Raw genomic sequence first — 13,576 nt, 5'->3', positions numbered from 1 at the left:
CGGCCTGGAGGCCCGGCTCAGCTCCGGTAGGCAGCGATCGCGTCCCGCAGGCGGTCCATCTGCGGATGGCCGGGACAGTAGAGCGCCAGGCCGGCGGCCGTGTTCGCCGCCGCGCTCGAGCGGACGGCCGAGGTCCACGGCGCGACCCCGGTCTCCGCGCAGGCGCTCGCGAGTTCCTCGAGCGTGGCCGAGCCCGCAGCGGCGTCGAGCGCTGCCTGCTGTTGCGCCGACGCCTCGGTCCCGGTGATCCGCTCCGCACGACAGGCCGTGCGCTGGTCCTGCCACACCGCGGAGTACGTCGTGTAGGTCTCGGAGCGGTCCGAGCCGTCGACGTCGCACACGAACGCGAACACGATCGGCGAGGTGCCCGACGCGGCGATCTCGGACGACGGCGTGCTGTCCACCGAGTCGTCCGGTTCCGACTCGGCTCCGGACGTGCACCCGCCGGCCAGCACCGCGAGCACCGCGGCACAGAGCGCTGCGGTGACGGTTCGGCGGAGGCGGTGCACCTGTGAACGCTAACAGCTTGTCCCCGTGGCTCTGCCGTGGACCGGGCAAGAGCGAGCCCAGAGAGGGTGAGCACGACAAAAGACCCCCACCGCGAACGGTGGGGGTCTGCTGCTCCCCGAGTTGGACTCGAACCAACAACCTGCCGGTTAACAGCCGGCTGCTCTGCCAATTGAGCTATCGAGGATCAGTTGCGCTTCCGGTCGAGCCGGTCTGAACAACGGGTAACAGCATAGCAGTACATCGGACGAGCCCCGCGCATCGGCCACGCACCCCGGGCGTGCCGCGCACCTCGCACCGTGCGAGGTGGCGCCCGCACGGTGCGAGGTTGCGTACACCGTGGGACGGCGCGACCCTCGCACCGTGTACGCAACCGCGCACACTGCCCCCGGGGCCCGGCCCCGCGCCCCCGGGGGCCCCGGGGGCACCGGGGCCCCGGGCCCCCGGGGGCACCGGGCCCCCAGGGCCCCGAGCCCCGAGCGCCCGGGCCCCGCGCGTCAGTACCCGGCGACGGGGTCGACGATGCCGACGAAGCCCTCGCCGGTGCCGGCGAGGAACGCGGCCACGTTCACCCGCACCCGCTCGGCGAGCAGCGGCGCCACCATCTCCGGCGTGTCGGCCTGGTGCGGCGTCACGATCGCGCCCGGGGCGTCCCAGAGCGGGTGTCCATCCGGCAGGGGTTCCGGGTCGGTCACGTCCACGCCCGCGCCGGCGATCTCCCCCGCGTGCAGCGCGTCCACGAGCGCGTCGGTGTCGACGAGTCCGCCGCGGGCGATGTTCACCAGGCGCGCCGACGGCTGCATGATCGAGAACTGGTGCGCGCCGAAGAGCTTCGAGGTCCCCGAGGTCATCGCCGCGGCGATCATCACGACGTCCGCGGTGGGGAGCACCGCGTCGAGCTCGTCGGTCGTCACGGTCCGGGACGCGCCCGGCACCGGAGCGGACGAGCGTCGCACCACGGTCACGTCCACGTCGAACGGCGCGAGGAGCCGCAGGTACTCGAGCGCGATGCCACCGGCGCCGATCACCACGACGGTGCGGCCGTAGAGCGACACGCCCTCGGGCTTCGTCGCCCAGGACGTCGCACGGGCCCGGGCCGGCAGCACCCGGAGCGTCGCGAGCGTCAGCGCCAGGGCGTGCTCGGCGACCGGCTCCGCGTAGGCACCCTTCGCCGAGGTGAACAGGACGGTGTCACCGTGCGATGCGATCAGTTCGGCGAAGGCGTCGACGCCGGCGAACGGCAGCTGCACCCAGGACACCGACGGTGCCGCGTCGAGCGCCGCGGCGAGCCCGGACGGGTCACGCGGGTCGAGCCAGACGATGCCGCGCGTGTCCGGTCCGAGCGGGGCGACGGTGCCGCCGGCGGCCGAGACCGCGGAGACGTGCAGCTCCGCCGGGGACGGCAGGATCGCGATGGGTCCGGCGGTGGGCGGGGGCACCGGGAGCGGCGCACCGGCATCGGTCACGACGGCACGGTGGCCGCGGGGCTGGACGTCGGTGTCGGTCATGACTGCTCCTGTCGGGACGTGCGGGGGCCGGTCCCCGCACCGGCCGGGCGCTTCACCGGTCGCGCCGCCGTCGAGGCGAGCGTCCGGACGTAGGGGTCGACGGGGCTGTCGAGGACCTCGTCGAAGGTGCCGAGCCCGACGAGCCGGCCCTCGCTCATGACCGCCACGCGATCGGCGAGGGCACGGGCTTCCCGGAGGTCGCTCGACACGACGACGGCGGAGAACTGCCGGTTGCGCTGCAGGCCGGCGAGGGCCTCGAGCACGGACTGGCGGACGAGCACGTCGACGCCGCGTGCGGGCTCGTCGGCGACGAGCAGCTGCGGCTCGAGGACGAGCGCCTGCGCGAGCGCCACACGCTGCCGCTGCCCGCTCGACAGCTCCCAGGTGTTCAGCCGCATGACCCCGAGCGGCAGGTGCACCGCGTCGACGAGTCTGGCGACGATGAGCCCCGCCTCCTTCCGGTCGAAGCGGCGGTCACGGGCGTAGATCGGTTCGGCGATCGCCTCGCCGACGGTCAGGTCGGGGCTGAGCCGGTCGGCGGCGTCCTGCGACAGGTACCCGATCCGCCCGGTCAGCCGGGCGAGCCGCCGCGACGAGGCACGGAGTCCACGCATCTTCTGCCCGAGGACGGTCAGTTCCCCGCCGACGATGTGGCGACGGTGCGCGCCCTCGCCTTCGCCGCGGGCGCCGAGCTGCCCGGCGACCGCGGCGGCGAAGCTCGACTTGCCCGAGCCGGACTCCCCCAGCACCGCGAGGATCTCCCCGCTGCGGACGGTGAGGCTGACACCGTCGACCGCCCGGATCGGGCGCGCTCCCGGAACCCGGTACTCGATGGCGACGTCGTCCGCGACGACCGCCGGGTCGTTGACCCCGATCATGGAACCCCTTCCGCGCCGCCCCTGGCGGCGCAGCGCGGACGTGACCGGTCCGCGCGACGTACGTGGTGCTGCAGGAGCCAGCCGCCTGGAGGCCCGACCTGCGTCGTCGACGCGAGCCGGGCCTCCAGGATGGGTCGGATCAGGACCCGTCTGCAGAACCGCAGACGGCGATCAGGCCCCTGCCTGCTCCAGTCGTTCCAGCGTACGCCGTCGCTCGGCCTGTTCCGCCGGGTCCGGCACCGGCAGCGACGCCAGGAGTCGCTGCGTGTAGGGGTGCTTCGGCGAGCCGAGGACCTCTGCGGTGGTGCCCGTCTCGACCAGGTCCCCGCGGTACAGCACCGCGATGCGGTCCGAGAGCGCACCGACGACCGCGAGGTCGTGGCTGATGAACAGCGACGCGAACCCGAAGTCCTGCTGCAGCTCGAGGAAGAGCTCGAGCACGCGGGCCTGCACGGACACGTCGAGCGCGCTGGTCGGCTCGTCGGCGATGAGCAGCTTCGGCCGGAGCGCGAGCGACCGGGCGAGGGACGCGCGCTGGCGCTGCCCGCCGGAGAGCTCGTGCGGGTACCGGTCGCCGTACGCGGCGGGGAGCTGCACGGCCTCCATGAGCTCGTCGACCTGCTTGCGCGCGGCACGCGGCGAGGACGCCACGCCGTGCACGACGAGCGGCTCGGCGACGCACTCGGCGATCGTCAGCAGCGGGTTGAACGACGTGGCCGGGTCCTGGAAGACGAACCCGATGTCCTTCCGGAGGCGCTTGAAGTCGCGCTCGCGGTACCCGAGCATCTCGGTGCCGAGGACCCGGAGGGAACCGCCCGTGACCCTCGTCAGCCCCGCGATGGCGCGGCCGATGGTGGTCTTGCCGGAGCCGGACTCCCCCACCAGGCCGAGGACCTCGCCGGGACGGATCGCCAGGTCGACGCCCTTGACCGCCTTGAACGCGTGCGCGCCGAGCCGGCCCGGGTACTCGATCTCGAGCGCCCTGGCCTCGACGACGGGCTCGACGTCCTCGGTGATGATGGCGCGCCGCGCGACACCGGTGGACGCCTCGAGCCGCGGGACCGCGGCGAGCAGGCGCTTGGTGTAGTCGGCCTTCGGGTTGCCGAACAGCTCGGCGACCGGGGCCTCTTCCACGACCTCGCCCTGGTACATCACGGCGACGCGGTCGGCCAGGTCGGCGACCACGCCCATGTTGTGCGTGATGATGACGATCGCCGCGCCGAACTCGTCCCGGCACCGGCGGAGCAGGTCGAGGATCTCCGCCTGGACCGTCACGTCGAGGGCGGTGGTCGGCTCGTCCGCGATGATCACCGACGGCTCGAGGGCGAGCGCACTGGCGATCACGACGCGCTGCTTCTGCCCGCCGGAGAACTGGTGCGGGTAGTGGTCGACGCGGACCTCGGGGTCGGGGATGCCGACCCGGCCGAGGTAGTCGATCGCCTTCGCGCGCGCCTCTTTCCTGGAGACTCCGCCGTGGGCGCGGAGTCCCTCGGCGATCTGCCACCCGACCGTGAAGACCGGGTTGAGCGCCGTCGAGGGCTCCTGGAACACCATCGCGCCGGCGGTACCGCGGAGTTCGCGGAGCTTCTGCGAGCCGACCGTGACGACGTCGGTGCCGTCGAGGAGCACCGCGCCGCCGAGGGTCGCCGTCTCCGGCATCAGGCGGAGCATGCTCCTGGCGGTCACCGACTTGCCGGAGCCGGACTCGCCGACCAGGGCCAGGACCTCGCCGGGGCGGACGTCGATGCTGACGCCCTTGACCGCGTCGACGGCGCCGCCGTCGGTCGCGAAGGTGACCGTCAGGTCGTCGACGACGACGACGGGCTCGGAGGCGTTGCCGCCGGGCTCGGAGGCGTTGCTGCCGGGGGCGTTCGTGTTGCTGGGGGTGCTCATGCTGCTGCCGCCCCTTCTGCTCCGGTGGTCCCGCCGCGCTTGTCGCGGGTGCTCACCAGCTGCTTCAGCCGCCGGCGCGCACGCAGGCGGGGATCGGAGATGTCGTTGAGGCTCTCGCCGATGAACGTGACCCCGAGGACCAGGACCACGATGGCGACACCGGGGTAGACACCGGTCCACCAGACGCCCGACGCCACGTCGGACAGTGCCCGGCTGAGGTCGTAGCCCCACTCGGCACCCGCGGTCGGGCCGATGCCGAACCCGAGGAAGCCGAGGCCGGCCAGGGTCAGGATCGCGTCGCTCGCGTTGAGCGTCAGGATGAGCGGCAGGGAGCGCGTCGAGTTCCGGAGCACGTGCCGCGTCATGATGCGCCACGGGTTCGTGCCCATCACGCGGGCCGACTCGACGAACGCGTCGTTCTTCAGGCGGACGGCCTCGGCGCGGACCACGCGGAAGTACTGCGGAACGTAGACCACGGTGATCGAGATCGCCGCCGCAGTGATGCCGCCGTAGTAGCTCGAGTTGCCACCGGAGACCACGATCGAGACGACGATCGCCAGCAGCAGCGACGGGAACGCGTAGATCGCGTCGGCCACGACGACGAGCACGCGGTCGAGCCAGCCGCCGATGTAGCCGGAGACCATGCCGAGCAGGACGCCGATGATGATCGAGACGATGACCGCCACGATGACGACGAGCACGGCGGTGCGGGTGCCGAACACGACGCGGCTGAACACGTCGAAGCCGCCGACCGTGGTGCCCCAGATGTGCTCGGCGCTCGGTGCGCCCGTGCGGGGGAAGCTCACGCCGTCGTCACCCTGCAGCTGGCCGAAGCCGTACGGGGCGATGAGCGGGGCGAAGACCGCGACGAGCAGGTAGACGGCGCAGATGACCACGCCGACGATGAGCATCGCGCGCTGCCACCCGGTGCTGCGGCGCAGTTGGACGACGACGGGCAGGCGCTTCCACAGCGGCTCGTGACGGTCGACGAGTGTGGTGTCGGACATGTTCAGAACCTCACTCTCGGGTCGATCAGGGCTGCGACGACGTCGACGACGAAGTTCGTCACCGCCACGATCACCGCGAGCATCGCGACGATGCCCTGGACCGCGACGAAGTCACGGGCCGACAGGTACTGGTTGAGCTCGAAGCCGAGCCCGCGCCAGCCGAACGTGGTCTCGGTGAGGACCGAGCCACCGAGCAGCATGGCGATCTGCAGGCCCATCACGGTGATGATCGGCACGAGCGCCGGTCGGAACGCGTGGGTCCGGACGAGCCGCGACTCGCGGACGCCACGGGACCGGGCCGCGTCGACGTACTCGGAGCCGAGCGACCCGATCATGTTCGCGCGCACCAGGCGCAGGAAGATGCCGGCGGTCAGCAGGCCGAGCGTCAGCGCGGGCAGGACGGCGTGCAGCAGCACGTCGCCGATGATCTGGCCGTTGCCGGTGCGGAGCGCGTCGATGATGTAGATGCCCGTCGCGCCGGGGACCTGGTCGAGTGCGAGCTCCACCCGGGTCGACGCGCGGTCGCCGAGCGGCAGCCAGCCGAGCCACACCGAGAACACGAGCTTCATGAGCAGGCCGCCGAAGAACACCGGGGTCGCGTAGGTCAGGATCGCCAGGGCGCGGAGGAGCACGTCCGGCCACTTGTCGCGCAGGTACGCGGCGAGCATGCCGAGCGGGATGCCGAGCACGAGCGCGACGATGAGCGCGTAGAACACGAGCTCCGCGGTCGCGCCGCCGTACGTGACGATGATCTCGGTGATCGGCCGGTGGTCCGTCGCCGTGGTGCCGAAGTCACCCCTGGCGATGTTGCCGAGGTACTCCAGGTACTGGACGATGACCGGCCGGTCGTACCCGGCGGCGTGCAGGCGTTCCTGCAGCTGCGCCGCGGTGAGACGGCCGCCGACCGAGGCGACGATCGGGTTCCCGATGATGCGCATCAGGAAGAACACGAGCGTCACCAGGATGAAGACGGTCGGGAAGATGAGGAGGAAGCGGATGAGGATGTACCGACCGATGCCGCCGCCGCCGTTGGCACGTCGCTGTGCCTGCGGCTTCGTGGGCTCCGTGTCGATCGCCTCGGGGTTCGTGAGGGTCACGGGATGGGTGCCTTTCGGATGACGCCGACAGGGGGCGCCCCTCGTGGGAGCGCCCCCTGTCGTTCGTCGGGTTACTTGCTGAGCGTCGCGTAGCGGAACTTGAACGAGGCGTCGAGCTTGAGGCCCTTGACGTCCTTGCTCGCGACCGCCACGGACTTGCCCTGCAGCAGCGGCAGCGTGGAGATCTGCGTCGCCTCACGCTGCTGGGCCTGCTCGATGAGGTCAGCGCGCTTGGCCGGGTCGGACTCGGCCTGCTCCTTGGCGATGAGGTCCTGGATCACGCTGTCGTCGTAGTGGTTCTGCACGAAGTTGTCCTTCGTGAAGAACGGCGACAGGTAGTTGTCCGCGTCCGAGAAGTCCGGGAACCAGCCGAGCTGGTACTCCGGGTACGAGTCCTTCGTGCGCTCCTGGGCGTAGGTCGTGTAGACCGTCGACTGGATGTTCACGGTGAACAGGCCCGACTTCTCGAGCTGGGTCTTGAGCAGCGCGTACTCGTCGTCCGACGCCGAACCGTAGTGGTCCGGTGCGTACTGGATGTCGAGCTGCACCTTGCCGGAGACGCCGGCGTCGCTCAGGGCCTTCTTGGCCTTGTCGACGTCCGGGGCGCCGTTGCCGTCGCCGTAGAGCGACTTGAACGGCGTCGCGGCACCGGTGAGGCCGTCCGGCACCATCGAGTACAGCGGCGTGTACGTGTTGTTGTAGACCTCCTTCGCGAGCGCGTCACGGTCGACGACGTCCGCGACCGCCTGACGCACCGCGAGGGCCTTGTCGGCGTCGGCGTCGGACTGGCCGGTGCCGAAGGGCTGCGACTTGAAGTTGAAGACCAGGTAGCGGATCTCGCCGCCGGGGCCGTCGGTGACCGTCAGCTTGTCGTCCTTGCGGAGCGACGCGATGTCCGTCGGGGTCAGGGAGCGGTACGCCACGTCGACGTCGCCCTTCTGGACCGCGAGCTTGAGGTCGGTCTCCTTGGTGTAGTAGTTGGCCGTCACCTCGTCGGTCTTCGCCTTGCCGAGCAGCCCGTCGTACTTGGCGTTCGCCTTGTACTGGATGAGCTGGTTCTCCTTGTACGAGGTGATCTCGTACTGCCCGGCGAACGCCTTGCCCTTGACGATGTCCGCCGCGGGGGTGAGCTTGTCGGCCGAGAAGACGTCTTCGTCCACGATCGGGCCGGCCGGGCTCGAGAGCACCTGCGGCCAGGTCTGGTCCGCGTGGTCGAGGTTGAACACCACGGTCGTGGCGTCCGGCGTGTCGATGCTCTTGAGGTTCGCGAGCAGCGACTGCGGGCCGTTCTCGTTGTTGATCTTCAGCTCACGGTCGAACGAGAACTTCACGTCGCTCGAGGTGAGCTTGTGGCCGTTCGCGAACTCGAGCCCCTTCTTGAGCGTGACCGTGTAGGTCGTCGGGTTCGTGAACTCGCCCTTGGTCGCGATGTCCGGCTTGACGTCCGGGCTGCCGACGGGGGTGTTCATCAAGAACGGGAACACCTGGTTCTGCACGGCGAACGAGCCGTTGTCGTAGGAACCGGCCGGGTCGAGCGATGTGATCGAGTCGGTCGTGCCGATGATCAGGCCGTTCAGGTCGGTGCTGGACGAGCCGCTGCCGCCCGCGCAGCCGGTGAGCACCAGCGCCGTCGCTGCTGCTCCAGCGCCGAGCGCGATCGTGCGCTTGCCCCACTTGGTCACGGATGCCATATCCGATGCCTCTCTGGTGATGGTTGCAGGAGTCCCCGGCCGGGCGGTGGAACTGCTGTGTGCCGGCCCGGGACACTCATTGAGAGACACCCTGCCACGGAATTTCTTTCGGCGGGGAAGGTTTTGTTACACCGCTGTAACGCACGAGTCCCGCGCGTGACGCATGATTCCGCCTCGGCGCGCGGCGGCGCGCGCAAGCATGTTGCGTCGCGCAACGCGCGCCGCGCGCGGGGCCCGCTGGCGGTGAGATCGCACTTCGTGTCGCCTCCCGCGGGGACGAAGCGACACGAAGTGCGATCTCACCGACGCCCGTCCCGGCCTGACCCGGCACGCACCGGCACGCGGCGGCACGACCGGCTTGGAGGCTCGCCCCGCCTCCGCCCCGCACCGTGCGAGGCCGCGGGGCCGGCACCCGCAGCGTGCGGGGTTCCGTACACGGTGCGGGGCCCGTTGGCTCGCACCGTGTACGGAAGCTCGCACACTGCGGCCGCGCGCACAGCGCACCGCGCTGCGCGCGCCACGCGCGCTGCGCAGCGCGGCGCGCGTGCGGCGCCGCGCCCCTACGACGCCTGGGCGTCGGCGCGCAGCCGCATGCGCTGGGCGTCGATGTCGACGAGCTGGCGCTGCAGGTCGGCACGACGGTCGGCGTGCTCGTTCGGGTCCGCGCGCTGCAGCTGTCCGAGCAACGAGGCCTTGCGTGCGAGCAGGTCCCGCTCGACGAGCGCGACGACGATTCCCCGGCAGTAGATCGCGAGGTCCTCGTCGTTGCGCGCGGGGATCGGCGCCAGTGCGAGCTCGGACACGAGCCCCCGGACCGGCGCCGGCACGTCCGAGGTCAACCGGTCGAGCCAGTCCGGCCGCCCGAGCGCGTCGACGTTGGCGACGACGGCGTCCCGCACGACGGCGAGCATCGGCGCGGAGAACGTCGCCGCGGCCGCGAGCCCGAGCAGCGGCGCGCCGACCGACGTCGGCTGCTGCACCATCGCCATCACGGCGTCGCGCTCCATCCGGGTGATCGGGTCGTTCGGCAGTGATCGGATCCCCGCGACGGGTTCGTCGAGCGGAGCGACCATCTGCCCGCCGGGACCGGCCTGTCCGACGGGGACTCCCCGCCCAGCGCCGGACGAGGACGAGGACCCGGACGACGCACGGCGTGCACCGTCGACGGCCCGGCGGACCTCGGCCATCTCCATGCCGAGCCACCCGGCCAGTTCGCGGACGTACCCCTGGGTGAGGGAGCGGTCCCGGATGCCGGCGAGCACCGGCGCGGCGGAGCGCAGGGCGGCGACGCGGCCCTCGACCGTCTCGAGGTCGTGCCCGTCGAGGGTGCGGCGGATCATGAACTCGAACATCGGCCGTTTGTTCGTCACGAGTCGGCGGATCGCGTCGTCGCCCCGCGCCAGACGGAGGTCGCACGGGTCGAGTCCCCCCGGCGCCACCGCGACGAACGTCTGGGCGGCGAACCGCTGCTCTTCCGCGAAGGCACGCGACGCCGCACGCTGCCCCGCTTCGTCCGGGTCGAACGTGAAGACGACCTCGCCGTTGGCGTTCGGGTCGCCGCCACCGACGTCGCCGAGCATCGGACGCAGCACCTTGATGTGGTCGACCCCGAAGGACGTGCCGCACGTGGCCACCGCTGTGGTGACCCCGGCGAGATGGCACGCCATCACGTCGGTGTAGCCCTCGACGATGACGACCTGCTTCTGCTTCGAGATGTCCCGGCGGGCGAGGTCGATGCCGTAGAGCACCTGGCTCTTGTGGTAGATCGGCGTGTCCGGGGTGTTCAGGTACTTCGGGCCCTTGTCGTCCTCGAGCAGGCGACGTGCGCCGAAGCCGATCGTGGCGCCCGTGACGTCGCGGATCGGCCACATCAGCCGCCCGCGGAAGCGGTCGTACGGGGAACGGTCGCCCTGGCTGACGAGCCCGGCGGACGTGAGTTCCTCCATCGTGAAGCCGCGCCCCTTGAGGTGGTCCTTCAGCGCGTCGAACGACTTCGGCGCGAAGCCCACGCCGAAGTGCTGCGCGGCCGACGGGTCGAAGCCGCGTTCGCCGAGGAACCGCCGCGCCGGGTCGGCCGCGGCGGTCGTCAGCTGCGCGACGTAGAACTGCAGCGCGGCTTCGTTCGCGGCGATCAGCCGGGCACGGGTGTTGTAGTCGGTGCGGGGCCCGTCGCCCTCTTCGTAGTGGAGGGTGAAGCCGATCTTCGCGGCCATCCGCTCGACCGCTTCGGAGAACGTGGTGTGGTCCTGCTTCATGATGAAGCTGAAGACGTCACCGTCCTCTCCGCACCCGAAGCAGTGGTACCGACCGACCTGCGGACGGACGTGGAAGGACGGGGAACGCTCGTCGTGGAACGGGCACAGACCCTTGAGGGACCCCACCCCGGCGGACTTGAGCGTGACGTAGTCACCGACGACGTCGGCGATGTTCACGCGCGCGCGGACCTCGTCGATGTCGTTCCGCGCGATGAGTCCAGCCACCCCACGATCTTAGTTCGGACCGCGGACGCCGCCGACCGCTCAGACGGGGATGTGGACGGTCTCCCGCTCCCCCACCACGAGACGCCGGTGCCAAGCCAGGGCGCCCTGGTCGGTGAGGCTCGCGACCTGGTCCACGACGGCCCGGAGCCGCCCGGTGTCGTCCTGGGCCTGCCGCCAGTCCGCGGCGAACCCGGGCTCGAGCGCGTCCTCACCGCGGCGCGCCAGCGCGTCGAGCAGCTCGGTCAGGATGCGCCGCTGTTCCTCGTACACGGGCTGCCGGTCGCCCTGGGTCATCACGAACGCCGCGACGATGCCCTTGAGCACCGCGATCTCGCCGATGATCTCCGGCGGGGTGACGACCGAGGCGGCGAACCGGACGAGGGACCCGGACGCGTAGGCCTGGCGCGTGGCGGACGTCGCCGTGCGGGCGAAGCGGCCGATGAGCTGCGAGGTGAGGTTCTTCAGCCGTGCGGCGTCGCGCCGGGAGCCGTCGTACGACGTCATCCACAGCGGCAGCGCGCGGAGACGGTCGAACGCCTCGAGCAGTTCGTCGCGGCTGAGGTCGTCACCGACCCAGGCGTGCATCGCCGACACGATGTCGTTCTCGCCGACGCGGTCCCCGAGCGCGGCGACGTCGATGAACCCGGCCACGACGGCGTCCTCGAAGTCGTGGACGGAGTACGCGATGTCGTCGGAGAGGTCCATCACCTGCGCCTCGATGCAGCGCTGCCGTCGTGGTGCGCCGGCACGGAGCCACTCGAACGCGGCGTGGTCGTCGTCGTAGAAACCGAACTTGGTGCGACCGGACGACGACTCGGCCACACCCTGAGCGGCCGGCCACGGGTACTTGCACGAGGCGTCGAGCGACGCCCTGGTCAGGTTGAGCCCGTACGCGCGGTCCTGGTCCGGACCGGAGCCGTACACCTTCGGCTCGAGCCGGGTGAGGAGCCGCAGCGTCTGCGCGTTACCCTCGAACCCGCCGATGTCCCGGGCCCAGGCGTTCACGGCGGTCTCGCCGTTGTGTCCGAACGGCGGGTGCCCGATGTCGTGCGCCAGGCACGCCGTGTCGACGACGTCGGGGTCCAGCCCGAGGGAGTCCGCGAGCTCACGGCCGACCTGCGCGACCTCGAGCGAGTGGGTCAGCCGGTTCCGGGCGAAGTCGAGCCCGGTGGTGGGGCTGAGCACCTGGGTCTTCGCGGCCAGCCGCCGGAGCGCACTGGAGTGCAGCAGCCGGGCACGATCGCGGGCGAAGTCCGAGCGGCGGTTGCCGTGTTCCTCGGGCAGCCAGCGCTCGGCGTCGGCGGGACCGTAGGACGACAGGGCGCTCATCCGCCGCTGTGGTGCAGCTCGGCGGCGGCGAGGACCTTGCGGAACTCCGCGTCGACGTCGCGGCTCTCGAGCCAGCGGTCGGGCAGCGCGGTCCGCTTCGGGTGCCCGGCGCGGCCGCGGGGCCCCTCGGCGTCGGCACCCGGGTACGGGGCGTCCGCGTCGAGCTGGGCGAGGAGGTCGTCGATCTCCTGCAGCGAGGACGCCATCGAGAGCCCGGAGCGGACGTCGCCGCCGATCGGGTACCCCTTGAAGTACCAGGCCACGTGCTTCCGGATGTCTCGGCAGCCGTGCTCTTCGGAACCGAAGAACTCGACGAGCAGCTCGGCATGCCGACGGAACCCGGCAGCCACTTCGCCGAGGGAGGGCATGTAGCGCAGTCCCTCGCCGCGGAACGCCGCAGCGAGGTCGCCGAACAGCCACGGGCGTCCGAGGCACCCGCGCCCGACCACGACGCCGTCGCAGCCGGTCTCGTCGACCATGCGCAGCGCGTCGGCGGCGGACCAGATGTCGCCGTTGCCGAGCACCGGGATGTCGGTGACGGCTTCCTTCAGGGTGGCGATCGCGGACCAGTCGGCCTGCCCGGAGTAGTGCTCGTTCGCGGTACGGGCGTGCAACGAGACCGCGGCGACGCCGGCGTCCCGGGCGATGCGCGCCGCGTCCAGGTAGGTGAGGTGGTCGGCGTCGATGCCCTTGCGCATCTTCACCGTGACCGGGACGTCACCGGCGGCCTTGACCGTCTTCTCGACCAGGTCCTTGAACAGGTCGAGCTTCCACGGCAGCGCCGCTCCGCCGCCCTTGCGCGTGACCTTCGGCACCGGGCACCCGAAGTTCAGGTCGATGTGGTCGGCGCGGTCTTCGCCCACCAGGATCGTCGCGGCTTCCGCCACGGTGTTCGGCTCGACGCCGTAGAGCTGGATCGAGCGCGGCGTCTCGGACTCGTGGTGCTGGATGAGCTGCATCGACACGGGGGTCCGTTCGACGAGCGCCCGCGAGGTGATCATCTCGCAGACGTACAGGCCGGCGCCGTACTCGCGGCAGAGGCGGCGGTACGCCATGTTCGTGATGCCCGCCATCGGCGCGAGCACGACCGGCACGTCGACCTCGATCGGGCCGATGCGCAGGGGCTTCCGGGGGGCTTGTGTGATGGTCATACGGTCTCCATTCTCCCACGTCGGCACGCGCCGGT

At 71.2% G+C, this 13,576-nt stretch carries 10 protein-coding genes and 1 tRNA gene; all 11 read right to left on the bottom strand.

All coding sequences use genetic code 11. From position 1 onward, the window contains the following. Positions 1-17: 17 nt before the first annotated feature. The 11 genes from ACIPJY_RS01060 to dusB all read right to left on the bottom strand — a co-directional run bounded on the left by ACIPJY_RS01060 (position 18) and on the right by dusB (position 13,541). A complete protein-coding gene (locus ACIPJY_RS01060; RefSeq protein ID WP_400460487.1) occupies positions 18-509 on the bottom strand; it encodes a hypothetical protein in 492 nt (163 codons plus the stop codon). A gap of 112 nt (positions 510-621) precedes the next feature. Next, positions 622-694, bottom strand: a tRNA-Asn gene (locus ACIPJY_RS01055). A gap of 310 nt (positions 695-1,004) precedes the next feature. Beyond that, positions 1,005-2,015, bottom strand: coding sequence for a D-isomer specific 2-hydroxyacid dehydrogenase family protein (locus tag ACIPJY_RS01050; protein WP_400460489.1), 1,011 nt, complete (start codon positions 2,013-2,015; stop codon positions 1,005-1,007). Then, positions 2,012-2,893 carry an ATP-binding cassette domain-containing protein gene (locus ACIPJY_RS01045; protein WP_400460491.1) on the bottom strand — a complete coding sequence of 294 codons (882 nt, stop codon included), beginning with the start codon at positions 2,891-2,893 and terminating at the stop codon, positions 2,012-2,014. The genes ACIPJY_RS01050 and ACIPJY_RS01045 overlap by 4 nt, the downstream gene beginning before the upstream one ends. A gap of 171 nt (positions 2,894-3,064) precedes the next feature. Continuing rightward, on the bottom strand, positions 3,065-4,786 hold the full coding sequence (locus tag ACIPJY_RS01040; RefSeq protein ID WP_400460493.1) for an ABC transporter ATP-binding protein: 1,722 nt from the start codon (positions 4,784-4,786) through the stop codon (positions 3,065-3,067). Further along, positions 4,783-5,793: an ABC transporter permease gene (locus ACIPJY_RS01035; RefSeq protein ID WP_400460495.1), complete on the bottom strand. Its 1,011-nt coding sequence runs from the start codon at positions 5,791-5,793 to the stop codon at positions 4,783-4,785. The genes ACIPJY_RS01040 and ACIPJY_RS01035 overlap by 4 nt, the downstream gene beginning before the upstream one ends. Before the next feature lie 2 nt (positions 5,794-5,795). Continuing rightward, positions 5,796-6,866, bottom strand: a complete 1,071-nt coding sequence (locus ACIPJY_RS01030; RefSeq protein ID WP_400460893.1) for an ABC transporter permease — start codon at positions 6,864-6,866, stop codon at positions 5,796-5,798. 95 nt (positions 6,867-6,961) lie between these two features. Further along, a complete protein-coding gene (locus ACIPJY_RS01025; RefSeq protein WP_400460497.1) occupies positions 6,962-8,581 on the bottom strand; it encodes an ABC transporter substrate-binding protein in 1,620 nt (539 codons plus the stop codon). A 560-nt stretch (positions 8,582-9,141) separates the two neighbouring features. Further along, positions 9,142-11,061, bottom strand: a complete 1,920-nt coding sequence (dnaG, locus tag ACIPJY_RS01020) for a DNA primase (protein WP_400460499.1) — start codon at positions 11,059-11,061, stop codon at positions 9,142-9,144. A 39-nt stretch (positions 11,062-11,100) separates the two neighbouring features. Beyond that, positions 11,101-12,390: a deoxyguanosinetriphosphate triphosphohydrolase gene (locus tag ACIPJY_RS01015; RefSeq protein ID WP_400460501.1), complete on the bottom strand. Its 1,290-nt coding sequence runs from the start codon at positions 12,388-12,390 to the stop codon at positions 11,101-11,103. Then, positions 12,387-13,541 (bottom strand): tRNA dihydrouridine synthase DusB, encoded by a 1,155-nt coding sequence (gene dusB / locus ACIPJY_RS01010; RefSeq protein ID WP_400460503.1) that lies wholly within the window; start codon positions 13,539-13,541, stop codon positions 12,387-12,389. Before dusB ends, ACIPJY_RS01015 begins: the two co-directional genes overlap by 4 nt. Positions 13,542-13,576: the final 35 nt, after the last annotated feature.

Source organism: Curtobacterium sp. NPDC090223 (genome assembly GCF_044746585.1).
Classification (GTDB): Bacteria; Actinomycetota; Actinomycetes; order Actinomycetales; family Microbacteriaceae; genus Curtobacterium.
This window is presented reverse-complemented; position numbering and strand designations above follow the sequence as displayed.